The organism is Lachnoanaerobaculum sp. ICM7 (assembly GCF_000287675.1).
In the GTDB taxonomy this organism is placed as follows: domain Bacteria; phylum Bacillota; class Clostridia; order Lachnospirales; family Lachnospiraceae; genus Lachnoanaerobaculum.
Genome location: NZ_ALJL01000028.1, coordinates 19,113 through 44,794, shown reverse-complemented (window position 1 = coordinate 44,794; position 25,682 = coordinate 19,113). Strand labels below are relative to the sequence as shown.

Below are 25,682 nucleotides of genomic sequence, written 5' to 3'. Positions count from 1 at the left end.
TCCAATCTAAAATTTCAAAACGAACTTACAATTGCTTTTTCTTATTTACCTTTGTTTTTATTATAGCCAAATGTGTATTTGTAGCCACTGCATCACTGAATACTTCAAGCACGGCTCTTTGCATATCATTTTCCTCATCATATCTTATATCTACAGCTGTATCTGTACTTATATCTGTCAGACAATCATAAAGTGCATCAAGATTTCCGCCGTAATAATCAGGAAATTTCATTTTCTTTTTCAAATAATTATGTATCTCATTTTTACCGCTAAATTTATCTAATTTCAAAGTTATATTATTCATTTAATTTTCCCTAATATATTTGTTCGAAAGTATTGTAATGATCTTCTGTGTAGAATACCAGGCCGTCATTTGAATAAACAAGCCTTTTGGCACCTCTGTATCCACCGTCATAATCAATATCACATTCAAAATATCTTCTTCCGTTTGCTCTTGGGAGTGCGCCCTCATAATTTCCGAAAGCACTTCCGCCTATACTCATTCCCGGCAGTATATCTGAGAGATTTCCCTTTGAAGGATCCCATCCCATATCCTGTGCTTCTTTTTTTGTAATATAGTTTACCGGAAGTTTTCCATAAGTATGAATGTATAGTGCAACTTCTTCCTTGGAAGTATAATTTCCGTTTTCTTCTACCTGTACTTCTTTTTCTGTTACGCTTTCTTGAAGCGTTTCTTCTTCAGACTCGGCAATCGTGGTAGTATCTTCTTTGCTTGTCGAATCTTTACTTTGATTTTTTCCGTCTTTGACGCTTTCCGTTTTAGAACTTTCTATCTTAGAGCTTTCTGTTTTCGCGCTCTCTTTCTTTGCTTCCTGCCTTGTGCATGCACCCAGAGCAAACATTAAGCCAAGTATTATTATCGGAAGCCACCAAAGCAGTTTTTTCAGCAAACTTCCACCGTCTTTTTTCTTTTTTGTCATTTCTCTCTTACCTCACATTTCTATAATTATACGTAATGAGGTAAGTCTTAGCAACCAAAAAATATATTAAGTTTGACCTTGGCTATTATGTTTTGTATAATAGTATTTGAAACAACTAAAAATAAATTTAAGGTATGGTTATTTATGAAAATACATATATTACAAACCGGAGAAGTGATGGTAGCTCCTTCTCTTGCATATAATGGAAACACCGGCTTTAATCCGCAGACACATGGTTTATTACTTAAAAGTGATGATAGAGTAAATATTCCGGTACTTTCATTCCTTATACAAACCGGTAACAAAAATATTCTTGTAGACACAGGCATAAAAAGAGAGCTGGAATCTGAAGAACCACTTAGCTTTGACAAGCAGTTGAAAGCTATAAAAGCACCTCTCACCTTTGCTTCCACACGCTTTCATTTGCCAAAGGATTCTTCACTTGTTTCAAGACTTGAAGAGTTGAATCTTTCACCAAAAGATATTGACTACGTGCTTCTTACACATCTGGACTTTGAAAATGTCAGCGGTGTTGCAGACTTTTCTTCAGAAACAAAGATACTTGTTTCCAGAGATGAGGCAAAGGCTGCTGTAAAAAATCCTTTAAGATATTCCAGAAGCTGGTGGAAGAATGCAAATATTTCAATTTTTGACTGGAACGGCAAAGAAGGTCCTTTTGAAAAATCTTTGGATCTCTTAGGCGACGGCTCCATTATACTTATGAAGCTTTACGGACATTCCGCAGGAATGTTTGGAGTAAAAGTAACATCTGAAAATAACAAATTTACTTTATTGTACTCTGATGCCGGATACGGAGAACTTGCATGGAAAGAGCTTGCTCCTCCTGCTGTTACAGTTGATAAAGAAGCAACCATGCGTTCCCTTGAATGGGTAAGAATGGAATCCCTTGATAAGAACTGTGCCTACAGTCTTGCATCACATGAAGCAACATCTATGAAAGTTTTAAGATTCTAAAAAACGAGCTGTTATAAGGTCTTCCCTATAACAGCTCATTTTTATATTTCAAAGCTATCGCCCTTTATTTTATCTTTCAGTAAAAGTGATAATACTATTCCCAAAACAGCAATATTAATCCAGAAAAATCCGGAATCTCCTCCTATGAACAGAGCCATAATAGAGTTTATTGACTTCACTTTTAAGACACTTCCCATTACTTCTATTCCTGAAAAAACAGTTGTTAGAATCATTGTAATTGCCATACCCGACTTTGAAAGTCTTACAAATTTATTTAAGATAATTATTGCAACCATAACTATTGTAATAGGATATAAAATTCTAAGTACAGGCACCGATATCTTAATTATAGTATTAAGTCCGAAGTTTGACATAGCAAATCCTATAAGAGTAAATATATTCACATATGTTTTATACTTAAATCTTGGGAACGTATCCACAAAATACTCAGAAACCACTACTATAAGACCTGCAGTAGTTGTAAAGCAGGTAAGTATAGTCATTGCACCCAAAAACACCTGTCCGAAGCTACCAAAGAGCTCATATGAGCTTTTTGACAATATATAAGTTCCTATATTTGTGTCAGGATCTGCCAATACATCTGCAGGTATACCGAATTTATTTCCCAATGCTCCAAGACCTATGTAAAGTGTACTGAAGAATATAGTTGTTACTATACCCACTACAGTCATTATCTTTATATATTCCTTCTTTGAAGAAAATCCGAAAGTCTTTATACTCGAAGTGGCAATCAGACAAAAACTTACTGCAGCCAGTGCATCCAAAGTATTATAGCCTTCAAGAAATCCGGTTTTTAATGCCGACATTACACCACTCATCTCACCCTGATTTATAGCATGGAAATTCATATTTCCAATCACTATAAGAATAATTATCAGCATTGCAAACATAGGAGTAAGTATCTTACCTACTCTATCCATTAACTTTGAAGGATTGATGGCTATAAGATATGCAAATAAAAAATAAATTGCACTGAATATAAGTAGCGGCAATCTTCCATTGCCGGTCACAGGAGCTATTCCAATGGAAAATGAAGTTCCTGCCGTTCTCGGTATTGCAAAGAAGGGTCCGATAGCAAGGTAGAGTAACGTCAAATAGGCTGTTGCGTAATGTGGGTCCACCTTTATGCTGATCTCATTTTTATACCCGCCTTTTACCATAGTGCCAAGTACCAAGGTAATTATCGCAATGCCTACACCTGATAATACAAAACCGAGTATGGCAGGATAGAAATTCTCTCCGGCTCTAAACCCAAGTTCCGCAGGAAAAATCAGATTCCCCGCCCCAAAAAATATACCGAAAAGTAACAGCCCGATTAAAAAACCTTTTTTTATCATACTCTTACTTTTACAACCACCTTTTTTGCAGCTGCAGGAGCAGTAAGTGCACATCCGGGCATATGTGCATCTTCCGGAGCTACTACTATAAAATCTCCCGGATAAAGTATAACATGTCCGTATACCTCCGGTTTATCGTAGAACACTACATCTTTTTCAGGTATACTTTCAATTACTTTAAGAGAGTCTCTACTGCATACTCCGAAAAATTCAACACCCTCCACCAGACACTGGATATCAAAAAATTTATCATGTGCCTCAAATCTTTTTTCTTCAACAGGCAATGTATCGTATACTTGTATATTTGCGACAACATCATCGCCCATTATTTCATACTTCCCCGGCTCCAACGCCTTTAAATCATTGTTTCTTAACCAGTCATATGCGGCCAAAAACTTTTCATTTAAATAATTATACTTCTCAGCAAGCTTTATGTTTGTAAAAAACATACCCCCACCCCTTTATAATAAATATGCAGTATTCGGATCTATACTCATTTCATCTGTATAAATAATCCAATCAGTTACATCATTGACGGTATATTCACCCTCATCGCCCTCTTTCATGGCCGCAACCCTGTATGGAGCCTGTGTAAGCACCGCCTTAAATCCTTCCTCTGTAAACTCTATAAGTTCAAACCAGATATGCTCAAGGTTTTCATAATCAGGATTTCCATCCTCACCGTCTGTAGGTAATCCGACCTTTATCAATGCTCTGTAACTTGGATTTTCCAGGATTGACTTTTTCATAAGTTCATATCTGTCTCTTGCCATAAACTTCATATGTTCAGTCTGCTCATTTGTATAATAATAGAGCGGATTTTCAATAAGCTTTTCCTCTACCTCGGAAGGCTTTGTATATTTAGCATTGTTTGCATCTTCCTCTGATAAGAACAGGAAAATAACCTGACTGTTTGTATTATGACTGTCGACTCTGTCTGCAGGACCTCCAAGTATGGTAGAAGGATATTTTTCAATAGCAACATTCCAAGGCAGTGGTGCCACAACTATCTCATTTCCATCTATAAACTCCCCAAGGAATATATAATCTTCTATAGCTTCATTCTGATACAATACTCTGCAAGCCACTGTATTTAGTAAGTAATAAATATCATTTGCATTTTCCTGGCTTATATCCAGGAGCTCAAACTCTGAAAATCCCGTTCTACACATACCATGTGTATGAAGCCATACTTTCTTTGTCTCATCATCAAATACTGCCTGTACTGTAAATAAGCTTTCTGCATTAGGTGTAACACTTGACTCTGCCGCAAGTTTTACCCATCTTCCACTTAAAAGCCTCTCTGCACTTTCATCTACTACAGCGAGTGCATCCGGGAAAAATGCCATTATAAGCTTTAGCTGTAAATGATATGAATCAAAATAATTTTTATTGAAATTCATATGAATAACAAATGAAGAATCCTTTTCCTTTATCTCTAAAAAGTCTTCATCATGAATCTTTTGGTTCTGCAAAGAATACAAACTCTCCAAAACAAAGTCCTCAAAATAGAATCCTACACCATACTCTTCACCCTTATATTCCAATGTAAGATTGCCTGATCCGTCATCTCTTTCGTTAAACTCTATAAGTTTTACACCCTCAATTGCCTCTATTCTTTTCTTGGCTCCGCTAAGATCTTCATCATCTACTCGGTCAGAAAGTACATGCATATAAGAGTTTTCCTCCCATGCAGCCATAGGCTGTACCTGTGGTATCTCTACCTCATTTTGCTTTTTCTTAAAAAAATTAAACATTAGTCCTCCACAAAAGTTATTATTTTTGATATTTTTCTAAAAGTTTTATAGCCTGCAAAAGGTATTTTATTCTTTTCAAAAAAATCACATGCAGTATTCATTATAAGCATAAAACTTCCAAATATTAAAAAATCAAGATATCCGTATTTTTTACCGGTTGCACCCTCAAGGAATGCGATATCATGTTCTCTGTTTTTTTCTTTCAACCTCTTCATGATATATTCAATAAGCTGATTCCTTAAGTTCATTATTTCAAACTCATATTCCAGCATATCATCCGAGTATTTTTTTTGGTCAATGCTGAAGCAGAAAAATCCGGCCGCAACTCCGTTTCTGTATAACTCATCCATTATCGGCATTTTATCAAACAGATTCGAGGACATATACTCACTTACAAGAGAAGGTAAACAGGTAGTTCCTGTATATATATCCTCTCTTATTTCATCCTCTACTATAGACGGCAACTGATAGCCTGAATACATTTTAAGATAGTCTTTTGCATTTATTCCTAGTCTTGCGCCCTTACTCTCGGCACATGCTCTAAGTCCTCTGTAGTCAACACATTCCTTTAAAAAATCTTCTCTGTTTTTAAATTTAAGTACTATGCTGCAAGTCTCATCGTTAGGAGAATCAAAATCCTCTTTATCTGCAAAATCAAACTCAAAATCATTTGCCATCAGATCTATTTCACCGAATATATCAATAAAGAGCTTCTCAAACACCTCCAGAGGCATATCGAATTCATCCGCATAGATAACTATCTGCCTGTCATCACTGACAAAAAATCTAAGTCCTGTTATATCATACTCTCTGTCGTTAAAAAAAGATGTATCGGGAATATCCGATTTCGGTGATATACCTATTTTTAAATCAACATGTTCTCTTAAGTCTTTCGGCATCCTATCAAGTATATATTGAAGCATGAAAATATCGGATTTATCATCACCTGCCTCAAGTTCCATTGCTCTGTCACCTATTATATGTGCATCGGTTCTTTTTGATATTTCCTTAATACCTTTTGCAATGATGGACAAAGCATTTGAATAAAAGTCTTTATCAAGTTTGTTGTACTTATTTATATCTTTGCTTACACCTTCCCACATTGAACTTACTCTGTCAGACATTTTTATTCTTAAATCCGATTCTGACAGCATATCGGCACAGGAAGTCATCATTTCTATGGTATCACTGTCTCCCGGCTTTGAATCCAAAGCTCTTTTGAAGTAGTGTAGGGCAAGTCCGTCTTCATCCAAATAATAGTATGAATATGCCAGCCTGAAATAATACTTATGATTTCCTCTAAAGTACTCCTCATGAGGCTTTAAAAGTTCAAGTGCCTGCGCAAACAACTTATATTCCCCCGGTTCTCCAATGTTGTTATAAGCTCTTGCAAGTTCCGAATCCATCTCAGGTGTTCTGGCATTCTCCGGCAATATCTCAAGTGCATCAACTACACTCTCATACTCACCGTCATCATTCCAGGTTTTACATTGTTCAAGTAATTCCATGTTATTTTCCTATAAAATTTATATTTTTATCTTACTGATCTTATATCAGTAAACTTAGGAATCCATCCTTAAAACGCCTTAAGCGCAATCAATATAAATATACCATATATAAAAATTACTGTCAGCAGATTTTATAATATAATATTTTTCAATAAAAATAAGGCACAAGTCTTACAAGCAAATAAGATTTGTGCCTCTTAATAAAAGTCTGTTTAATTAATGTAAAAATAAGCTGAGAAGCATTATTTCAACAATACCTGCAATACCTAAAAGTAATGTACACACTGTCTGTGTCTTATATCCTTTTTCAGGAGTCATTGCACCGAAGTTTGTAACAACCCAGAAATATGAGTCATTAGCATGTGAAACTGTCATTGCACCTGCACCGATTGCCATAGTTACAAGTGTAGCACTCATTGGACTTGCAAATCCAAGAGCCGGCAACAGTGGGGCCACAATACCTGCAGTAGTTGTAAGAGCTACTGTGGATGAACCCTGTGCACTCTTTAAAATAGCAGATAATAAGAATGGGAAAAGCATACCCATTGTGCTGAGAACCGCTGCATGATCCTTTATAAAGTTCACCATATCTGAAGATGCTATAACCTTACCAAGTACACCACCTGCCGCAGTCACAAACAATATAGGTCCTACAGTCTTTAACGTATCATTTGTAATGCTGTAGAAGTCCTTCATCTTACCTGCACCTTGGAGCTGTAATACACCGAAAACTGTACCGACTGCAAGAGCTATAATAGGTGTTCCGAGGAACTTTAAAACATCCGCACCTGTACCGCTCATCTTCATCATTGCAACTATTGATGCAATAGCCATAAGTAATACAGGAACTAAAATAGGTGCTAAAGACAGCCATCCACTTGGAAGCTTTCCATATTCTGCCACAAGCTCTTCATATGTCTTTGTAACTTCACCTGAATCAGCCTCATCATCAGCTTTTACTCTCTTGCCGATGAATTTAGCATAGAATAAACCGGCTAAAAGAGGGAATATAGAACATACTGCACCCATACCCATTACAAGTAAGAGATTATCACCGATACCGAGTGTAGAAGCTGCCGCTATAGGTCCCGGTGTAGGCGGTATAAATACATGTGAAATGTAAAGACCAGCAGAAAGTCCAACTGTCATAGCTACAGATGACTGAGCGGTTCTCTTTACCAAAGCCTTTCTGATAGGGTTTAAGATAACAAATCCCGAATCACAGAATACAGGAATTGAAACCACCCAACCCATAAGCTCTACTGCCAAAACAGGATTATTTTTTCCAACCAGCTTTATAACCATATCTGCCAGTTTAAAAGCCGCACCTGTTTTCTCCAAAATTGTTCCGATCAGAGCACCAAGTATAATAACAATACCTATACTTGAAAAAGTACCTGCAAATCCTGCTCCGATAACACTTGCAAGACCTTGTATCTTTGTTCCGTCTTCCAATGTCTTATCTACAAGCGGTATTCCTGCTACAAGTCCCAAAATAAGTGATATACACATAATCGATATAAACGGATGTACACCAAACTTTGAGATGGCAACTATCATAACGATAACCGCCAAAATAAACACGAATATAAGTGGTAAACCTGTCATAAAATTCCTCCTTGTCTAGACATATGAGTATAAAATCACTTCATAATTGTTAATATTTATACCCTACTCCACTTAATAATATTGTAAATTTATTATATCATAATATCTAATAAATGCAATTATAACAATAAATTTTATAGAAAGAATACTTTTTTAACAATCGTTTTCTAATAAAAACGCCAAGCAACAAGACTTGACGTTTTTATTGGAAATATTCGTATTCTATTTTTTTACTCTATTCTTTAACATATCCATTGTTACAGCAAATACTATCAAAACACCACTTGTTATTTCCAGAATATGGGTATTCAATCCGAATTGTACTCCGGCATTATTAATAATAACCATGAGTATAGTTCCGAGTAAAGTACCGCTTACAGTTCCTCTTCCACCTGAAAGTGATGCACCACCTATTACAGCTGCCGCAATGGCATTCATATCATAGCCCTCACCTCCTGTAGGAAGTGCCGACTGTACTCTGGCGGCCAACATTATTCCTGCTATTCCATATAATAATCCTGCCAAAGCATATACAGAGTAGAACATTTTTCTTACTTTAATACCGCTAAGCCTTGCTACTTCAACTCCACTACCTATGATATACAGATTTCGTCCAAATATTGTATACTTCAATACCAAGAAAATAATAATCGCTACCGCTATCCATATGATAGCCAATACAGGTATTAAATTGAAAAGACTGAGATTACCCATATCCAAAATACCCTTATTTAATCCACTGACTGTCAGCGCTTTACTGATTATCTTTACTATACCTCTGATAATTGTTGCACTTCCCAATGTAGCAATCATTGGAGGTACTTTAAAATCATGTATTATAAATCCGTTAATAAATCCTGCAATAACAGATACTATGACAGCTATAATCAGTGTAACAAATACATTTAAATTGGTATCTCTTTGTAACAGTGCCAAAACCATACAGGATAGCCCTGTTATAGCACCACCACTTATGTCTATACCGCCTGTTGATATTATAATGGTCTGTGCTACAGCCAAAACTCCAATGATAGCACATTGCTTCATAAGATTTGTAATGTTATAGGTTGAGAAAAAATTCTCGGTAAAAACAGATGCCAATATAAACAAACCAACTATAATAATTATTAATGTAAACTCTGTATGTTTAGCTAAATCTTTTAATTTGAATGTTTTATCCTTATTTAACATCTATTCCCCCTATACTACGGCTTCATGTGATGCACATAAAAGCACATCTTCTTCTCGAAGCTTAGTTACTTCTTCTCTATTAAAATCACCCGTGACTTGTCCACCTGCCATCACAATAAGTCTATCTGATAATCCCATCACTTCAGGTAGATATGAAGATATCAATATAATTCCCTTACCTTGCGAAGTCAGATCCTCCATGATCTTATATATTTCTTCCTTGGCACCTACATCTACACCTACCGTAGGCTCATCAAAAATCAATATATCAGGATTTAAACAAAGTAACTTTGCAATAACGACCTTTTGTTGATTACCACCTGAAAGATTTCCCACCAATTGTGAAATATTCGGAGTTTTTACATTTACCTTTTTGCAAAAATCCTTTGCTCTTTCAATCTCTTTGCTTAAAGATATAACTCCGTTACTACTTATCATTTTATAGGAATTCATATTAATATTTATACTTATCGGTAACTGCAGTGCCAATCCGTCTTTTCTGCGGTCTTCCGTTAAAAAACTTATACCTTTTTCCATAGCGTCTGCCGGATTTTTTATATCAGTTTTAGTCTCTCTAATATAAACATCTCCTGTTTTATGACTTAGACCACATAAAGCTCTCATCACTTCACTTCTTCCGGCACCAACCAACCCTACAAACCCGACTATTTCACCCTCGTGAACCTGAAAATTTATATCTCTAAAATTATCATCATCTGAAAAGTGCTCTACTCTCAGCAACTCTTTTCCCGGTTTAAAATGTCTGATATTATATATGTCTGACATTTCTCTACCTACCATCATTGAAATAAGTATATCTTTACTCACATTTTCAATAGGCTGAGTGTCTACATAAGTACCGTCTTTTAGTACTGTTACACTATCACATATATCCATTATTTCTTCCAGCCTGTGAGAAATATAAATGACACTTACTCCTTGCTCTTTCAAAGACTTTATAAAGTCAAAGAGAATCTTTGTTTTTTCATTCTCCAAAAGTGCGGTAGGCTCATCAAAAATAACCAGTTTTATATTTTTATTTAGGTCTATCTTACTGATGGTAACCATTGCTTGCATTGCCAGTGGCAGCCTATTTATTTTTTCTCTTGGGTCAATGTCCATAGAAAATTTATGTAATATCTTGGAACTTTCTTCATTCATTTTCTTCCAGTCTATAATACCAAAAGCATTGCGTGGTTGATTCCCTAAAAAGTAATTCTCTGCCACACTCAATTCGTCTGCAATATTTACATTTTGGTAATTAGCAAATACCCCATGCCTTTGTGCTTCCAATGCATCGGTATTTATAACCCATTCACCATTATAGTTCATACCGACATGACCTGTATCCGGTCGTTCAACACCCATAATACATTTAATCAATGTAGACTTTCCCGCACCATTCTCTCCAACCAGTGCTCTTACTTCACCTTTTTTTATTGTAAAACTGACATTATTCAGTGCTGTAACTCCCGGATAGTATTTAGATACATTTTCCACTTTCAATATTAAGTCTTCCATGGTTTATGCCACCTTAATCTTATTTTTTTAGTCTTGTAGGATCTAACAGATCTTGCATTTCTTCAGATGCCATATTCTCAGAATTTATAACTACAGGTGGACAATTTACCTGCTTCTTACTTTCAGGATTTTTCCCTTCTAAAAGTGTTAAGATTGCATTCTCCATGCACTTATAACCCTGTGCATACGCATCCTGAACAATAATTGCATTTAAATTTCCTGCCTTCAATGCTTCAATCTCACTATCATCTGAGTCAACAGCTACTGAAACTATCTTTGATCCAATACCTGCTGAAGCTACTGCCAGGCAAACTCCGTCACCTGTTATGTTATTTCCTGAATACATTCCTACAAGCTTATCACCATATGTTGAAATAACATTTTCTGCATTACTTTGAGCTGTCTCTACAACATTTCCGTTATAGTATGTATCTGTTAATTCGAATTCCGGCGCATTCTTTGCCATATAATCTCTGAAACTTTGAATTCTGTGATTTAAAGCTTCATTTTCAACATTCATATTTACTCCGACTACACCTGAAGCAATATTTTTTTCTTTAGCCGCATTTACAAATGCCTCTGCAGCCATTTCTCCAATAGTATCATTAGAGCAATAGTAGAATTGATTATATGTGTCTGCATTTGCCCCATCATCTCCAACTCCTAAGCCACAGTTTACAAAGTTTAAAACAATACCGTTGTTTGTAGCTTCTGCAGCCTTTGGTATAGTTGCGTCTATTGCTAAAGTTGCAGTTACAATTGCTGCCGGTTTCTTTGCTATACACTGTTCAAAAGCTGTTATATAGTCCTCTGTTTGTGCTTCCTGTGCAGGACCTACAGTAGAAAAGTTAATCTTTATGCCTTTACTTTCTTCCAAATCCTTCTTAGCATTCTCAATTCCAATACCTACATAAGTCCAAAACTGTGAAGCTGTTGATGGAGAAAGATATACTATATCATAAGTTTTCTCATCTCCTCCTTGAGCAGCCTGTTCATTTGCACTGCTGTTTTGAGTATTTTCTCCTGTAGTTGTCTTTCCACCACATCCTGTTAAACCGGTTGCTAAAACCATCATTGCCGCTAAAAATAAAGCTGTTTTTCTCATATTGTCCTCCTTTTACATTACACCTTTTTGTAATATTATGCAGCCATAAGGCTGTCTCTCACTTGTACACACCGTTACAAATGCATCTTTTGCTTTTTCATAAAACTTTGTTCTTTCAATAGTACCTACTGCATCCTTGTAACCATACTTTTCCATTACAACTTTAATATCGCTCCATACAGGATTGCTCTCCATAACTATTCCCGAATCATTATCCGGAACCATGTACTCCACAGGATGAGCTACATATTCTGTATCAATCGGCAAAAGCTTAAGTATTGCTTCCAACATCTCAGGTGCGGTATTTCCCTTTGCCTGTATACTTCTTGCATTTGGACTTTTACTGAATGGTGGATAGAAATCATCTGCAATAACCAATAAATCACCATGTCCCATATCCGCCATAGCCTTCAGTAAATCTGAACCTATTATTTCAGGAATTCCTTTTAACATACCATCTCTCCTTAATTTGAACTTAATACTACTATCTTATATTTTGCCCTATTTTTTGGTTTGGGCCAAAATAAAATCTTCTATTTCATTTCTGTCAGGCATAGAAGGTGTTGTTCCATATTTTTGTACAGATAATGCTGCTACTGCATTAGCAAATTTTACCGCCTCAAAAATATCCTTTCCTTCTGTTAGCGCTGCTAATAATGCTCCATTAAATGCATCACCCGCTCCGGTAGTATCGACCGCTTTTACTTTATACGGTGGAATTATTGTGGACTGTTCATTTGTACAAACATAGGCACCCATCTCACCCAAAGTAATAACTACAATTTCAACCCCCTTTTCTTTAAAGAATTTTGCAGCCTTATCACAACTTTCAAGATCCTTTACTTCTACCCCAGTGATTTCTCTTGCCTCTACTTCATTAGGAGTTACCATATATACATCTGACAAGAACTCATCTGAAACAGGAGAATATGGTGCCGTATTTACTATCACCTTACAATTATGCTTTTTAGCCAACTTAACTATGCTTTCATTTGCACTCTGATTCACTTCCAATTGTAATAATACATATTCGGCATCCTCCAGAATCTTCTCAGTTCCTTTTACTTCCTCATCTGTTATTGTGTTTAACGCACATGGAACTATAATTATCTCATTTTGTGCCGTATTTTCATCAACTAAGATCAGTGCTATTCCCGTATCCTCAGTATCTGAAAATAAGAGATGTTCCTTTGGCATATTTAAGCTGTCCATAGTATCCGTCGCTACTTTCCCAAAGGTATCTTTTCCCAGTTTTGTCACCATGACAACATCCGCTCCGGCTTTGTGAGCCGCTACACATTGATTGAATCCCTTTCCTCCCGGCCCCATCTTAAAATAACTTCCCTTGACTGTCTCTCCGGGAACCGGAAGATGTGGACTTCTGGCCATTAAGTCGACCACAAAACTTCCAAAAACAACTGCTTTGCTCATTTTACCTCCCTTTTTTATAAATTTATTTCGTCTATATTTTTATTATGTAATCGGTTACATATTTTACAACAAAAATATAGTCTAAGTTCACTTCTCACACTTTTCAGAGCCTCTAAGTATAATCTTGTATGGAACCATTACCTGTTTTCCGTCTATACCGTCCCGCTTTATAAAACGTTCCTGTAACAATTCCATTGCCTCTTCACCCTGCAAACCTGCATCCCTGCTTACGACTGATATATTATATCCAATCATTTTTAAAGCATCTATATCATCAAATCCAAGAACTGAAATGTCTTTTCCCAGTTTTATATTATTCTCAGTAAGATACTTCAAGCATCCCATTGTTGTAAGATTATTTGACGTAAATATAGCAGTAGGTTTTTGCTCTAAACTTAACAGCTCTTTTGTACACTCATACGCCTTATCTACTTTAAAATCTCCATGTACTATATACTTTTTATCTACATCTAAACCTTGTTCTTCCAATGCGGCTATATATCCTCTGTACCTGTCTTTTCCCGGTCTGGATGTCTCAGGTCCGCTAATAATAGCAATTCTTTTGTGATTCGCTTTTATCAGCTCATTTACACCGTCAAATGCACCTTTAAAATTGTCTACGAATACACCTGCAAAAGATGTCGATCTTATATCTCTATCTACAAGTACAACCGGTATTCCTACATTTTCAAATCTTAATAAAAAATCTTTGGTTATAGTATCATTATATGCAACCGGCGTTATAATAACTCCCTTGAAGTGTTGTGATTCCACCATTGAAAGTATCTCATGTTCCTTATTTATATCTTCATTGGAATTTAAAAGCACCATATTATAACCATGTCTATCTGCCGATTCGGTTATTCCTGAAATAAGCTTTGCAAAAAACTCATTTTGAATATCCGGAATAATGGCACCTATGCTATTGGTCTCTTTATTACTAAGACTTCTGGCAATAGCACTTGGTATATAATTGTTCTCCTTTATTACTTGTAAAACCTTTTCTCTGGTTTCAGCTTTAACATATCCTGAATTATTTAACACTCTGGATACAGTAGCCGATGACACTCCAACCAGTTTGGCAATCTCTTTTATGTTCAATTTAAAACCATCCTGTATCAGTATTTATGTAACCGATTTCATCTTATATAAATATGATAATATCACTTACTATATTTTTGTATATAGGCAAATTTACTATACTTACTTTAAATAATTGTACATATTTCCCGTCAGGATTTTTGTTTTAATTATTTTTAGCTATTTTAACTTTTTATAATTTTATATAGCGATAATATATTTTATTTTTTGTGCATTTTTCTCTATATTCTTACATAACTCTAAAGTAAAATTTTATTTTAAAAAACTATCTTTAACAATCCGATAAAAAATGCCTTTGCAATATGTTTTTCAAATAAAAACATATATAAAATTGACCTTACAGACTTTTTTTTGTATAATATATATAATTTAATCTTTTGGAATTTGTACTGTGGAGGGAATAAATGTATGAATTATTTAGAACTTATTGAAAAGAGAAATTCTATCAGAGATTTTCTCAGAAAACCTGTTGAGCAAGCTAAATTAGATGAGATAACAGGATTTTTTAATTCAGCTCAAAATCTTTTTGACGTGAATACTCAATTACTTATATTTTCAAATGAAGATACTGCTCAAAGACTTACAGGCGTGGTCGGATATCGTGGAAATGCCTTTAATGCTCCTTCCTATCTTGTTATGTTATCTGAAGAAAAGGATAATTACCTTATAAATGCAGGATTTGTGTCTGAGCATATTTTATTAAAGCTTGAAGAAATGGGATTGTCCTCATGCTACCTTACATGCGATGATGACGATATAGTAAAGAAGGCTTTACTTATTGATTCAGACCTTGCTGTAGCAACTGTGATTGCATTTGGTTATGGCAAAAAAGAAAAGGATACTACAAAGATAGATATACACTCACCTTCAAATGTAAGTATCAGCAGTAAATCCGGACATATCGCTCCAAAAATTGCTGTTACTGCATTGGCATTTGATAGTGACTTCAATACCCCATATAATTTTGATGATGAATATGCGGATCCTGTCATTGCCGATGCACTTTATGCAGCCAGCCTTTCACCAAGCTTTTTGAATCATCAAAATTATCGCTTCGTTATAAACGGAACTCATATCTATCTGTTTAACCAGCTTGACGAGATGGTTACAGATGATGATAATTTCCTTGGACTCGGTGCTGCAATGCTCAACTTCCATATGATATTGTCATCAAAGTATTCGGGAATCGGAAACTGGAGCCTTGATGTTTCAAATATCAAACATGATTTTAAAAATCCGAGTGATTATATTTTAGTAGCTGTTTTGGATATTTAAATTTTTAAAAGGCACAGCCATTTCCGACTGTGCCTTGAGCTTTTTAGTGTTTAGTTTTGTGCAAATGCCTTAAGCATCCACAATGTCTTCTCATATTCTTTTACATAGCCTGTAAAAATATCTGCGGTAACGACATCGCCTTCCTTATCAGCCAATTCCACAATTTCCTTTGAATCGTTTACCCAGTATTCAACATCAATAGTGAGTATGCGAATAGCCTCGTCAATGTTGATGGCTTTGTCCGGAAGTTCCTTTACCTTGCTAATTTCCAACGCTTCTTTTAAGTTAGCTATCGGTAGAGCATCCTTAGCAAGTATTCTCTCAGCCACCTCATCAATAATATCGGCTGTCTGATCATAATATTCCTCTAATTTGGAATGAAGAGTGAAAAATCCATGTCCCTTCAGATTCCAGTGCATATTATGTAGTTTGATGTACATAATCTCCTGATTTGCTAAATAAGCATTCATTTTTGCAAGTAATTCCTGTTTCATAAAATATTCCTTTCTGCAAAACAATACCATTTATGCAATCCATTTCTATCACCTCCAACTTTTCAAAAATTAATATTAAGCTTCAAATATATCTGCTGATATAAAACTTTTGAAATGATAGTCTCTATCAAGAGGCAATTATATTTTATCATTTTTTATTGCTAAATCAACTCTTATTGCACATGTATACAGTATACTTATATAACTTTAATACAAATATCTCTTCACATACTTTCCCGTATATGACTTTTCTATATCAGCTATTTCCTCAGGTGTACCTGTAGCTACCACTTCGCCACCTCCTGCACCGCCTTCGGGACCTATATCTATTATATAATCGGCACATTTTATAACATCCAAATTATGCTCTATAACAAGTACTGTATTTCCACTGTCTGAGAGTCTTCTAAGTATCTCCACCAGTTTGTGTACATCTGCAAAATGAAGACCTGTAGTAGGCTCATCTAAGATATAAATAGTCTTTCCTGTAGCCCTCTTTGAAAGCTCAGTTGCAAGCTTTATTCTCTGAGCCTCTCCACCGCTTAGCTCTGTAGACGGCTGACCAAGTTTGATATAAGAAAGCCCCACATCATACAAAGTCTGTATTTTCCTTGCTATAGTAGGCACATTCTCAAAAAATGTTAAAGCCTCCTCCACAGTCATATCAAGTACATCATATATGGATTTACCCTTATACCTTACTTCCAAAGTTTCTCTGTTGTATCTCTTTCCACCACAAACTTCACATGGTACATATACATCAGGCAGGAAATGCATCTCTATCTTTATGATACCGTCACCTGAACAGCTCTCACATCTTCCACCCTTTACATTGAAACTAAATCTCCCCTTCTTATATCCTCTCATCTTGGCATCCTGAGTTGCCGCAAACAAGTCTCTAATCATATCAAATACACCTGTATATGTGGCAGGATTTGATCTTGGAGTTCTTCCTATCGGTGACTGGTCTATTGCAATTACCTTATCAAGCTGCTCTGTACCTTCTATTGACTTATACTTGCCCGGAATAGTATGAGCACGGTTTAGCTTCTTTGCCAATGCCTTATATACTATTTCATTTACCAAAGAAGACTTACCTGAGCCTGAAACACCTGTAACACAGGTCATCACTCCTGTAGGTATATCTACATTTATACTCTTTAGATTATTTTGAGACGCACCCTTGACTTTAAGCCAACCTGTAGGTGTTCTTCTGCTTTCCGGAACAGGTATCTTTATTTCACCTGAAAGATACTTACCGGTAATTGAATCCGGATTTGCCATTATTTCCTTGGCGGTTCCTGTAGCCACTACCTCTCCGCCATGACTTCCGGCTCCCGGACCTATATCAACTATATAGTCGGCTTCCATCATAGTGTCTTCATCGTGCTCCACCACCAAAACTGAATTTCCTATATCTCTTAGATGCTTTAAAGTAGCAAGCAGCTTATCATTATCCCTTTGATGGAGTCCTATACTCGGCTCATCCAGTATATATGCCACACCTACAAGCCCAGAACCTATCTGAGTAGCAAGTCTTATTCTTTGTGCTTCACCGCCGCTAAGTGTACCTGTCGCTCTTGTAAGGCTTAGATAGTCAAGACCTACATCTATAAGGAATGTAACTCTTGCTCTGATCTCCTTTAAAATTAATGCTCCTATAGCTTCCTGCATCTTTGTAAGTTCCAAAGAATCTATAAAGTTTCTAAAATCGGTAATAGACGCATCTGTAGCATCATATATATTCTTTCCGCCAAGAGTTACAGCCAGAGCCTCTTTTTTAAGCCTCCTTCCACCACATGACTTACATGGTGCAATTCTCATATACTGCTCATACTCTTCCTTGGCAGACTGTGAAAATGTCTCTCTATAACGCTTTTCCATGTTCTTTATAAGACCTTCAAATATAACAGGATATACTCCGCTACCTCTCTGGCCGGTATAAGCTACATCCACCTGCTCAGTAGTACCGTAAATCAATATATCATGTATTTCCTTCGGATAATCCTCAAAAGGTGTATCCAGACTGAAGTTAAACTTTTCTGCAAGTGCTCTTAGCATAGCATTGCTGAAGCTTTTTTTATCATTGCTGCTTTGCCAACCAAGTACTATTATAGCTCCCTGATTTATAGAAAGTGATTTATCGGGAATCATCAGATCTTCATCAAATTCCATGGTGTATCCAAGTCCTGCACAGTCCGGACAGGCTCCGAATGGATTGTTAAAAGAAAAGGTTCTCGGCTCCACCTCATCAATTGAAATACCGCAATCAGGACAGGCAAAGTTTTGTGAAAACTTCATAGGCTCACCGTCTATTACATCAATGGTTGCATAGCCTCCACCAAGATTTAGAGCGGCTTCCAATGAATCTGTAAGCCTTTTTTCTATATTTTCCTTTACTGAAAGTCTGTCTATTACAATATCAATGCTGTGCTTGATGTTCTTTTCCAGTGTAATCTCCTCGCTGAGTTCATACATATTTCCATCTATCATAGCACGCACATAGCCTGATTTTTTTGCACTTTCAAGTACCTTCTCATGTCTTCCTTTTTTACCCTTTACCACAGGTGCAAGTATCATAAACTTGGTCTTTTCAGGAAGTGTAAGCACCCTGTCGACCATCTGATCAATACTCTGTCTATGTATCTCCTTACCGCAACAAGGACAATGAGGAATGCCTATTCTTGCATACAAAAGTCTGAGGTAATCATAAATCTCCGTAACGGTACCCACTGTAGACCTCGGGTTTCTGTTCGTAGACTTTTGGTCTATTGAAATCGCAGGGGACAGCCCCTCTATACTTTCCACATCAGGCTTTTCCATCTGTCCCAGAAACATTCTGGCATATGAAGACATTGACTCCATATATCTTCTTTGTCCCTCAGCATATATGGTATCGAACGCCAAAGAGGACTTTCCGGAACCGGAAAGCCCTGTTAAAACAACCAATTCTCCTCTTGGTATGTCCACTGATATATTTTTTAAATTGTGCTCATTGGCACCTCTTATTTTTATATATTTTGTATCCATTATTATCTCCATAAACATGTTCGAACAGTTCGAACATACTTTCGTAACAGTATATAATTTATTTTAATTTACGTCAATAATGGATATTATCTTTTTTACACAATCTTCTATACTGCCGTTATTCTCAACAGTATAATCGGCATACTTTTGATATTTTAAAATTCTCATATCATACATCTGCTTAAGTTCTTCCTTTGACTTATCTCTTGCAAGAGGTCTGTTTGTATCTGATAGCAAATCTTCATAAATCTTATCAAAATCCCTTACAAGGCATATGATAGTGCCTCCCTTTTTCAAAACCTCACCGTTTCTGTCAAAGGTAAGCATTCCTCCGCCTGTGGAAATAACTCCGGCCGGCATTTCGGAAACCTTTATAGCTATTTCATGCTCCAAATCTCTAAAATAGTCTTCACCATATTTAGTAAATATAGTCGGTATATCCATTTCATAAGTTTCTATCAAAAGCTCATCGGTATCTATATAATGAGTATTAATCTCCTTAGCCAATTCTCTTCCTACAGTTGTCTTTCCGCTTGCCATAAAACCGCAAAGTATAATTTTTTTATTTAACATATATCAGTATCCGTTTCTATAAACAGCCACAAATGTTTTACTACACTTGTGGCTTCCAACTCATAAACTAAATATACTTTTCTACAATCTTTTTCATCTCTTCAATATGTTCTTCCATATCCGAAACAAGCTTTATTTGAGTTCTCGCACGGTCAAGATTATGATTTTCTCTTGCTATCTTAAAATACTTATCACCTGCAATATAATCTCCCAAAAATCTTATACCGCATTCATAAGTCATTACTACAGCTCCCATATGCAAAAGTTCAATCTCTCTTTTATTTAAACTCTTACCGCAAGCTTCCAAAAATCCCCTTGTAAAAGCTTCAAACAGTTCAATATCAAGACCTACCTTTGACAGATCAACCTCATCCTCAAGTCCTTTATTTGCACCGAAACGAATGGAATCACCAAAATCAAAAGCCGCAACTCCCGGCATTATAGTATCTAAATCTATTACACATAATGCCTTCTTTGTATCTTTATCAAATAAAATATTGTTAAGCTTGGTATCATTATGTGTAACCTTCAATGAGATCTCATTATTTGCAAGTGCTCTGTTAAAGATATGGGTATATTCCTCTCTGTTTAAGAAAAAGTCTATCTCCTCTTTGACATCCTTTACTCTGCCCAAAGGATCTTCATTTATCTGTGCTTTAAATGTAGCAAATCTGTCCTCAGTATTGTGGAAGTTTTTGATAACTTCACTAAGTTTATTAACCGGGAAGTCTGCCAAAAGATTTTGAAAATTTCCAAAAGCAAAGCCTGACTCATAAAACTCTTTAGCATTTGTAACCTGTTCATAGCATATAGTATCCGCTATGAAATTATAAGCTCGCCAAATATCCCCTTTACTGTCTTCATAAAAACTTTGTCCGTCTTTGGTCTTTATAAGATTTAGAGTCTCACGGTCCGGATCTCCGCCGTTTTTTTCAATCTTATCTCTCAAAAATGATGTTACCAAGGCAATATTTTCCATAAGCTTCTTAGGCTCTTTAAATATTGATTTATTTATCTTTTGTAAAATAACCTTACCTGATCCCTCATAATCCAGAAGATAGGTATCATTTATATGACCGTTACCATACTCCGAAAACTCTTTTAATTCGGTAAAATTATCATATTGCTGCAATACTTCTATTATACTTGATTTCATACTTTCCCCTCTATTTCAAACCATTTTATTTCATTAGGCTCAAGTTTAAGTTCAAACGAACTTCCATCCCCTTTATATATATTTGTAACCTGAGATTTATAGGTATTGTTTACCACACAGAATTTATTATTTTCCACATAGGCATTTACCTCTACATTCAAGTTAGTGCTAAACCATCTGTGTATACCCTCTTCATCATGTGAAGCCCAAAGTATTGCTCTATATAGCAATCTGTTGTTTTCCAAACTGTAAGGCAAACCGCTGATATAAACCGTACGCCCTTTTCCAATCTCCTTACATGCAAGCTGTACTGAATCTCCTCTTAGTGCAAGAATTTCTGTACCGTCAAGTGCATATATGAAGTCCTTACCTTCACCGAAATATATCTCATCACAAACTTCCTCTGTAATAAAATGTGATTTTACTTCTTTATAATACTTGCCTTTTGCCAAAGTAAAGCCGTTTTCAAGCTCTACCCCAAGCTGAGTTGCAAGCTGCAATGTTCTTCCCTGATAATTATATCCGCTTGGTTCACCTACACCTATAAAGCCTCCGCCATTATATATGAAATCCCTTACAGCTGTAAGTATTCTCTCATCACTCCAATACTTTCCACCGGTTTGTCCTGTGTTCGCATCACCGATATTCATTACTATATCAAATCTGTTTAATATATCCTTATCTTTTAAGATATCTTCGAAACTGATAAAGTCAATATCAAAAGGTGAACCGCTAAGTGCCTCTATTACTCCTGCATATGAATAGTTGTTCTTATAATATATAGCATGGTGTACCATATGATTTCCCCATGCCTTATACCTTCCCCAACCGCTGAGCACGGCAATCTTTTTGATACAATAAGCCTTGCAGCCTTGTGCATTTGCATACAGTTCTCTAAACTCATCACATACCTGCTTTGTATAATCTATAAACTCAGGGAAATCAAGTGTAAGCTTCAAATATCCGCCATAGCCTATTCTGTCTACAGGCTTTCTAAGTATTGCTCTTCTGGCTGTTATCCAATTTCTCTTTGCCTCTCCAAGCGGATCACCACCCTTATGGAATGTATCCGGGAAGAAATATGGCAAAAGTCTGCCCTCTGTATATTTCACACCTTCTATATCACTGATAAGTCTAAGTGTCTGACCGTTGCCTACACTTCCAACCACTGCATCCAGACCTATATTTTTGAACTCTTCCATATACGGCTCCATGCCTATCCAGTGATCACCCAAAAACATCATAGCTTCCTTGCCGTACTCGTGAACTATATCCACCATCTCTTTGGCAAGTTTTGCAACTTCTCTTCTTTGAAAATCTATGAAGGCAAAATATTCCTTACACGGAACTCTGTAAGTATTGTTCATATAACCCTGATCTATAATATATTCAGGTCTGAACTTAATACCGGTTTCCTTTTCAAATTGGTCTAAAATATATGGACTTACAGAAGCTGTATATCCATACCAATCCACATACTTTTGTCTTGCAAGTTCATCAAATATCAATGTAAACTGATGAAAGAATGTGGTAAATCTTATTACATCAACCTTTGGATGCTCCTCCAAAAACTTTCTAAGTCTCTTCATAGAATAAACTTTTGTTTTTGGTTGACGCACATCAAAAGTTATCTGCTTTTCAAAATTTGTCCAGCCGTTTGTCACCGCATTGTACATATGTACAGGATCCCAAATTATATAAGCTAAGAAACTTACTGTATATTCATGATATTTCTTTGCATTTATAATTACTTCACCGTCTTCATAACTCCAGTCACTCACAGGCTCTCCGATTGTCCTGTCCATGACTTCCCACCATCTTTTTATATCATCATAATCATTGACCTTTAAAAGATCCGGATGTAAGCCTTCCATCAATCTGATTCTGAGAGTATCCTCAGTTGCCATATGAAAGTCAGTCATTATATACATCTGCTGCACTTCATCAGGATTAGCCTTTGCCCACTCATTATCCTTTCTGGTGGTATAATAAGTGGCATAGATCTTCGCATCCAGTTCCTCTATTTCCTTCGGCATATCTGTTCCGTCACAATCTCTGATAGCGTCAGCACCCCAAAGCTCCATTATTTCCTTTGTCTCTTCAATGATATCAACATCTGTAGGTATTGTTACCCTTCCTTTTAACATTTGACCCCCTAGGTATCTATATTTATAATTTTTAAGTCAAAAAGTCTTGTACTCTCCAACATTTTCTCTTCTACTTCACATAAGACTTTTTACAAAAGCTATACTATAAAATATAATATTTTATTACAAAAAGTTCAACTAAAATCTTAGTCAAAATATACTATTCCAATAAAAAAACTCACCTCTTATAAGGTGAGCTTTTAAATTGGCTTAAATTATTTTTAACCTAAGAAGTTTATGAAAAATGTTATTGTCAAACTGTTTAAGAAATCCGCAAACATACTTCCGACTATCGGCACAAGTAAGAATGCCTTTACCGAAGGCAAATATTTCTCTGTAACAGCCTGCATATTTGCCATGGCATTAGGTGTTGCACCCATACCGAAACCACATGTGCCTGCTGCCAAAACAGCCGCATCATAATCACTTCTCATACATTTGAACACAATAAATCTTGCAAAGATATACATAAGAACTACTTGACCTGCCAATAGTATAAACAGAGGAAGGGCAAGTGCAGTCAACTGCCAAAGCTTGAGTGTAATCATAGCTACACCCAGGAAAAGTGAAAGACAAATACTTCCAAGATCGTTTATTTCACCCATATGTATTCTAAAGCCGTCTGTATATTCACTGATATTTCTCATTACAGCCGCCACTATCATAGAGCCTATGTATATAGGGAAGGTCATACCTGTCTTTGAAAGTACAAAAGATATAACAGTTCCAATACCCATTGCCAAAGTCAGCTGATACACTGCAGGTGCATACATTGAAACCTCTCTTCTATGCTTTATCTCCTCTTCAACAAGCATGCTGTCATCTTCATACACTGCAGTATCCATAAGATTTTTCTTTTTTATAAGTCCGTTTGCCAATGGACCACCCATCAGTGAACCGGCTACAAGACCGAAAGTAGCCGCTGCTGTAGCCAAAGTGGTCGCACCGTCAACATTCATATCTTCAAGCAAAGGACCGAATGCTCCCGCAGTACCATGTCCTCCAATCATAGATATAGAACCTGTACACATACCTATAAGCGGATTTATACCAAGAAGTTTTGATAGACCGACAGCTACAAAATTCTGAGATATTATGAGTACCAATACCAACGCAAGGAAAATAAATGTACCCTTACCACCACTCTTTAGTACCTTCATATTTGCCTGGAATCCTACTGAGGTAAAGAACATAACCATGCATACATTTCTAAGAGTCTCATCAAAATTTATCTCAAGAATGCCAAGTGCATACAATGCACAGAATATTATAGCGAAAATCATTCCTCCTACCACAGGAGCGGGAATGCAAAATGTAGTTAAAAACTTTATTCTTTCCTTTAAAAGTACTCCTATAAATAGTGCAAGTACCGCTACCGCAACCGTCTGATACATATCCAGATTCAAAGTTTTTCTTGAAACATTATCAGCCTTAACCTCAGCCTTTAATCCTGTTATTCCGTTTGCACTGTACCATTCACTTGCCGCTTTATGGAAAGGTACCACAATACTGTTTAAAGTTGCTTCATCAAAAAAATCTACAGTATTACCTGATATCTTATTGAAGCTGTCTTGATGTGCTTTTATAAGATTTAATACAGTTTCAATATTGCTTGAACTCATATTGTTGTTTGCCACAAGCACAGCCATTACTCCAACTGTAGTAATATCCTTATTTATACCCTTATACGTTCCTTTTTTAATTGTAGTAACGCTATATCCGTTATAGCTGTTTTGAAGAAATCTTATTGCCCTTTCATCCAATGAAAGAATATCAATAGGTACATTTGAATCAGCCAAATCTGAAATTGCCTTTGTAGGTGCCGACGCCGTTACAAAGAATGCATCTATCTCCCCGTTTTTTAAGGCATTTGCGGCATCTTCAAATGAAAGATATCTCACATCAATATCATCTACAGTCATACCGTAGGCTCTAAGGATATTCTTTGCATTTTTTAAAACACCTGATCCCTCTTCACCTACCGAAACTCTAAGTCCTGCCAAATCCTCCACAGAGTTCAGCTTTAATTTCTTATTTACGACTATTTGATAGCTCTCCGTATAAAGGCCCGCAACAGCCTTGGTTATTTTTAAGGGATTCCCCTCAAACTCACCTTTTCCGTTGTAAGCGTCTGTAAGAGTATCATTTTGAACTATTGCCATACCGACGATATTGTTTTCAAGCAATCTTAGATTTGCCGCCGAACCGGCACTCATCTGTATGCTCATTTCAATATCACTTTCCTGCTCGGCAATATCCTTTAGGGCATTTCCATATGCAAAATATGTACCGCCTGTCCCACCTGTTCCGATATGAATATTATTATTTTCACTTTGCTTTGCACAGCCTGAAACCAACAGTGCAAACATCAATATAATAAATACAAAGCTTAAGTTCTTTCTTATACCTTTAATACGCTATACCTCCTTAACTGAATAATAAAAGGGTAGCATATTATGCTCCCCTTTAAGTCTACGTCATTTTTTGACGAAAAGTATTATACAGAAAATC

General features: G+C 36.2%; 21 protein-coding genes. 2 read left to right on the top strand and 19 right to left on the bottom strand.

Features of this window, described 5'->3' with window-relative positions:
- Positions 1 to 25: 25 nt before the first annotated feature.
- Positions 26 to 304 (bottom strand): barstar family protein, encoded by a 279-nt coding sequence (locus HMPREF1140_RS09770; RefSeq protein ID WP_009663744.1) that lies wholly within the window; start codon positions 302 to 304, stop codon positions 26 to 28.
- A gap of 10 nt (positions 305 to 314) precedes the next feature.
- Positions 315 to 941, bottom strand: a complete 627-nt coding sequence (locus HMPREF1140_RS09765; protein WP_009663685.1) for a ribonuclease domain-containing protein — start codon at positions 939 to 941, stop codon at positions 315 to 317.
- A gap of 144 nt (positions 942 to 1,085) precedes the next feature.
- On the opposite strand from HMPREF1140_RS09765, the gene HMPREF1140_RS09760 reads away from it, so the two are divergent.
- Positions 1,086 to 1,916 carry an N-acyl homoserine lactonase family protein gene (locus HMPREF1140_RS09760; protein ID WP_035620323.1) on the top strand — a complete coding sequence of 277 codons (831 nt, stop codon included), beginning with the start codon at positions 1,086 to 1,088 and terminating at the stop codon, positions 1,914 to 1,916.
- A gap of 41 nt (positions 1,917 to 1,957) precedes the next feature.
- Here HMPREF1140_RS09760 and brnQ read toward each other — a convergent pair whose 3' ends face one another.
- The 11 genes from brnQ to HMPREF1140_RS09705 all read right to left on the bottom strand — a co-directional run bounded on the left by brnQ (position 1,958) and on the right by HMPREF1140_RS09705 (position 14,496).
- Entirely contained in the window at positions 1,958 to 3,274 is a 1,317-nt protein-coding gene (brnQ, locus tag HMPREF1140_RS09755) for a branched-chain amino acid transport system II carrier protein (protein ID WP_009663775.1), read from the bottom strand.
- Positions 3,271 to 3,723 (bottom strand): YhcH/YjgK/YiaL family protein, encoded by a 453-nt coding sequence (locus HMPREF1140_RS09750; protein ID WP_009663677.1) that lies wholly within the window; start codon positions 3,721 to 3,723, stop codon positions 3,271 to 3,273. Before HMPREF1140_RS09750 ends, brnQ begins: the two co-directional genes overlap by 4 nt.
- 12 nt (positions 3,724 to 3,735) lie before the next feature.
- Entirely contained in the window at positions 3,736 to 5,031 is a 1,296-nt protein-coding gene (locus HMPREF1140_RS09745; RefSeq protein WP_009663732.1) for a DUF4026 domain-containing protein, read from the bottom strand.
- Positions 5,031 to 6,539, bottom strand: a complete 1,509-nt coding sequence (locus HMPREF1140_RS09740; protein ID WP_009663669.1) for a tetratricopeptide repeat protein — start codon at positions 6,537 to 6,539, stop codon at positions 5,031 to 5,033. Before HMPREF1140_RS09740 ends, HMPREF1140_RS09745 begins: the two co-directional genes overlap by 1 nt.
- Positions 6,540 to 6,755: 216 nt before the next feature.
- Positions 6,756 to 8,147, bottom strand: a complete 1,392-nt coding sequence (locus HMPREF1140_RS09735; protein ID WP_009663723.1) for a GntP family permease — start codon at positions 8,145 to 8,147, stop codon at positions 6,756 to 6,758.
- Positions 8,148 to 8,369: 222 nt separating this feature from the next.
- Positions 8,370 to 9,338, bottom strand: a complete 969-nt coding sequence (locus HMPREF1140_RS09730; protein ID WP_007590757.1) for an ABC transporter permease — start codon at positions 9,336 to 9,338, stop codon at positions 8,370 to 8,372.
- 9 nt (positions 9,339 to 9,347) lie between these two features.
- Positions 9,348 to 10,859, bottom strand: coding sequence for a sugar ABC transporter ATP-binding protein (locus HMPREF1140_RS09725; protein ID WP_009663772.1), 1,512 nt, complete (start codon positions 10,857 to 10,859; stop codon positions 9,348 to 9,350).
- A gap of 19 nt (positions 10,860 to 10,878) precedes the next feature.
- Positions 10,879 to 11,964 carry a substrate-binding domain-containing protein gene (locus tag HMPREF1140_RS09720; RefSeq protein ID WP_009663709.1) on the bottom strand — a complete coding sequence of 362 codons (1,086 nt, stop codon included), beginning with the start codon at positions 11,962 to 11,964 and terminating at the stop codon, positions 10,879 to 10,881.
- A 12-nt stretch (positions 11,965 to 11,976) separates the two neighbouring features.
- Positions 11,977 to 12,417, bottom strand: a complete 441-nt coding sequence (locus HMPREF1140_RS09715) for an RbsD/FucU family protein (protein ID WP_009663661.1) — start codon at positions 12,415 to 12,417, stop codon at positions 11,977 to 11,979.
- Between the two features lie 48 nt (positions 12,418 to 12,465).
- Positions 12,466 to 13,395, bottom strand: coding sequence for a ribokinase (rbsK, locus tag HMPREF1140_RS09710; protein WP_009663680.1), 930 nt, complete (start codon positions 13,393 to 13,395; stop codon positions 12,466 to 12,468).
- A gap of 87 nt (positions 13,396 to 13,482) precedes the next feature.
- Complete coding sequence (locus HMPREF1140_RS09705) at positions 13,483 to 14,496, bottom strand: LacI family DNA-binding transcriptional regulator (RefSeq protein ID WP_009663714.1); 1,014 nt, start codon at positions 14,494 to 14,496, stop codon at positions 13,483 to 13,485.
- Positions 14,497 to 14,904: 408 nt separating this feature from the next.
- On the opposite strand from HMPREF1140_RS09705, the gene HMPREF1140_RS09700 reads away from it, so the two are divergent.
- On the top strand, positions 14,905 to 15,771 hold the full coding sequence (locus HMPREF1140_RS09700; protein WP_009663784.1) for a nitroreductase family protein: 867 nt from the start codon (positions 14,905 to 14,907) through the stop codon (positions 15,769 to 15,771).
- A 50-nt stretch (positions 15,772 to 15,821) separates the two neighbouring features.
- On the opposite strand, the gene HMPREF1140_RS09695 is transcribed toward HMPREF1140_RS09700, so the two are convergent.
- The 6 genes from HMPREF1140_RS09695 to gltS all read right to left on the bottom strand — a co-directional run bounded on the left by HMPREF1140_RS09695 (position 15,822) and on the right by gltS (position 25,540).
- Positions 15,822 to 16,265: a Dps family protein gene (locus HMPREF1140_RS09695; RefSeq protein ID WP_009663748.1), complete on the bottom strand. Its 444-nt coding sequence runs from the start codon at positions 16,263 to 16,265 to the stop codon at positions 15,822 to 15,824.
- A 207-nt stretch (positions 16,266 to 16,472) separates the two neighbouring features.
- Positions 16,473 to 19,295, bottom strand: coding sequence for an excinuclease ABC subunit UvrA (uvrA, locus tag HMPREF1140_RS09690; protein ID WP_009663682.1), 2,823 nt, complete (start codon positions 19,293 to 19,295; stop codon positions 16,473 to 16,475).
- Positions 19,296 to 19,358: 63 nt separating this feature from the next.
- A complete protein-coding gene (locus HMPREF1140_RS09685) occupies positions 19,359 to 19,868 on the bottom strand; it encodes a shikimate kinase (protein WP_009663711.1) in 510 nt (169 codons plus the stop codon).
- Between the two features lie 67 nt (positions 19,869 to 19,935).
- Positions 19,936 to 21,024, bottom strand: coding sequence for a phosphotransferase enzyme family protein (locus HMPREF1140_RS09680; RefSeq protein WP_009663769.1), 1,089 nt, complete (start codon positions 21,022 to 21,024; stop codon positions 19,936 to 19,938).
- Positions 21,021 to 23,171, bottom strand: coding sequence for a 1,3-beta-galactosyl-N-acetylhexosamine phosphorylase (gene gnpA, locus HMPREF1140_RS09675; protein WP_009663705.1), 2,151 nt, complete (start codon positions 23,169 to 23,171; stop codon positions 21,021 to 21,023). Before gnpA ends, HMPREF1140_RS09680 begins: the two co-directional genes overlap by 4 nt.
- Positions 23,172 to 23,392: 221 nt before the next feature.
- Positions 23,393 to 25,540 (bottom strand): sodium/glutamate symporter, encoded by a 2,148-nt coding sequence (gene gltS / locus HMPREF1140_RS09670; protein ID WP_009663782.1) that lies wholly within the window; start codon positions 25,538 to 25,540, stop codon positions 23,393 to 23,395.
- Between the last annotated feature and the right edge of the window lie 142 nt (positions 25,541 to 25,682).

Bases quoted from the DNA above. Each gene is read 5' to 3' on its own strand.
- HMPREF1140_RS09770 (WP_009663744.1), bottom strand. From the start codon at position 304: ATGAATAATATAACTTTGAAATTAGATAAATTTAGCGGTAAAAATGAG.
- HMPREF1140_RS09765 (WP_009663685.1), bottom strand. From the start codon at position 941: ATGACAAAAAAGAAAAAAGACGGTGGAAGTTTGCTGAAAAAACTGCTT.
- HMPREF1140_RS09760 (WP_035620323.1), top strand. From the start codon at position 1,086: ATGAAAATACATATATTACAAACCGGAGAAGTGATGGTAGCTCCTTCT.
- brnQ (WP_009663775.1), bottom strand. From the start codon at position 3,274: ATGATAAAAAAAGGTTTTTTAATCGGGCTGTTACTTTTCGGTATATTT.
- HMPREF1140_RS09750 (WP_009663677.1), bottom strand. From the start codon at position 3,723: ATGTTTTTTACAAACATAAAGCTTGCTGAGAAGTATAATTATTTAAAT.
- HMPREF1140_RS09745 (WP_009663732.1), bottom strand. From the start codon at position 5,031: ATGTTTAATTTTTTTAAGAAAAAGCAAAATGAGGTAGAGATACCACAG.
- HMPREF1140_RS09740 (WP_009663669.1), bottom strand. From the start codon at position 6,539: ATGGAATTACTTGAACAATGTAAAACCTGGAATGATGACGGTGAGTAT.
- HMPREF1140_RS09735 (WP_009663723.1), bottom strand. From the start codon at position 8,147: ATGACAGGTTTACCACTTATATTCGTGTTTATTTTGGCGGTTATCGTT.
- HMPREF1140_RS09730 (WP_007590757.1), bottom strand. From the start codon at position 9,338: ATGTTAAATAAGGATAAAACATTCAAATTAAAAGATTTAGCTAAACAT.
- HMPREF1140_RS09725 (WP_009663772.1), bottom strand. From the start codon at position 10,859: ATGGAAGACTTAATATTGAAAGTGGAAAATGTATCTAAATACTATCCG.
- HMPREF1140_RS09720 (WP_009663709.1), bottom strand. From the start codon at position 11,964: ATGAGAAAAACAGCTTTATTTTTAGCGGCAATGATGGTTTTAGCAACC.
- HMPREF1140_RS09715 (WP_009663661.1), bottom strand. From the start codon at position 12,417: ATGTTAAAAGGAATTCCTGAAATAATAGGTTCAGATTTACTGAAGGCT.
- rbsK (WP_009663680.1), bottom strand. From the start codon at position 13,395: ATGAGCAAAGCAGTTGTTTTTGGAAGTTTTGTGGTCGACTTAATGGCC.
- HMPREF1140_RS09700 (WP_009663784.1), top strand. From the start codon at position 14,905: ATGAATTATTTAGAACTTATTGAAAAGAGAAATTCTATCAGAGATTTT.
- HMPREF1140_RS09695 (WP_009663748.1), bottom strand. From the start codon at position 16,265: ATGAAACAGGAATTACTTGCAAAAATGAATGCTTATTTAGCAAATCAG.
- uvrA (WP_009663682.1), bottom strand. From the start codon at position 19,295: ATGGATACAAAATATATAAAAATAAGAGGTGCCAATGAGCACAATTTA.
- HMPREF1140_RS09685 (WP_009663711.1), bottom strand. From the start codon at position 19,868: ATGTTAAATAAAAAAATTATACTTTGCGGTTTTATGGCAAGCGGAAAG.
- HMPREF1140_RS09680 (WP_009663769.1), bottom strand. From the start codon at position 21,024: ATGAAATCAAGTATAATAGAAGTATTGCAGCAATATGATAATTTTACC.
- gnpA (WP_009663705.1), bottom strand. From the start codon at position 23,171: ATGTTAAAAGGAAGGGTAACAATACCTACAGATGTTGATATCATTGAA.
- gltS (WP_009663782.1), bottom strand. From the start codon at position 25,540: ATGTTTGCACTGTTGGTTTCAGGCTGTGCAAAGCAAAGTGAAAATAAT.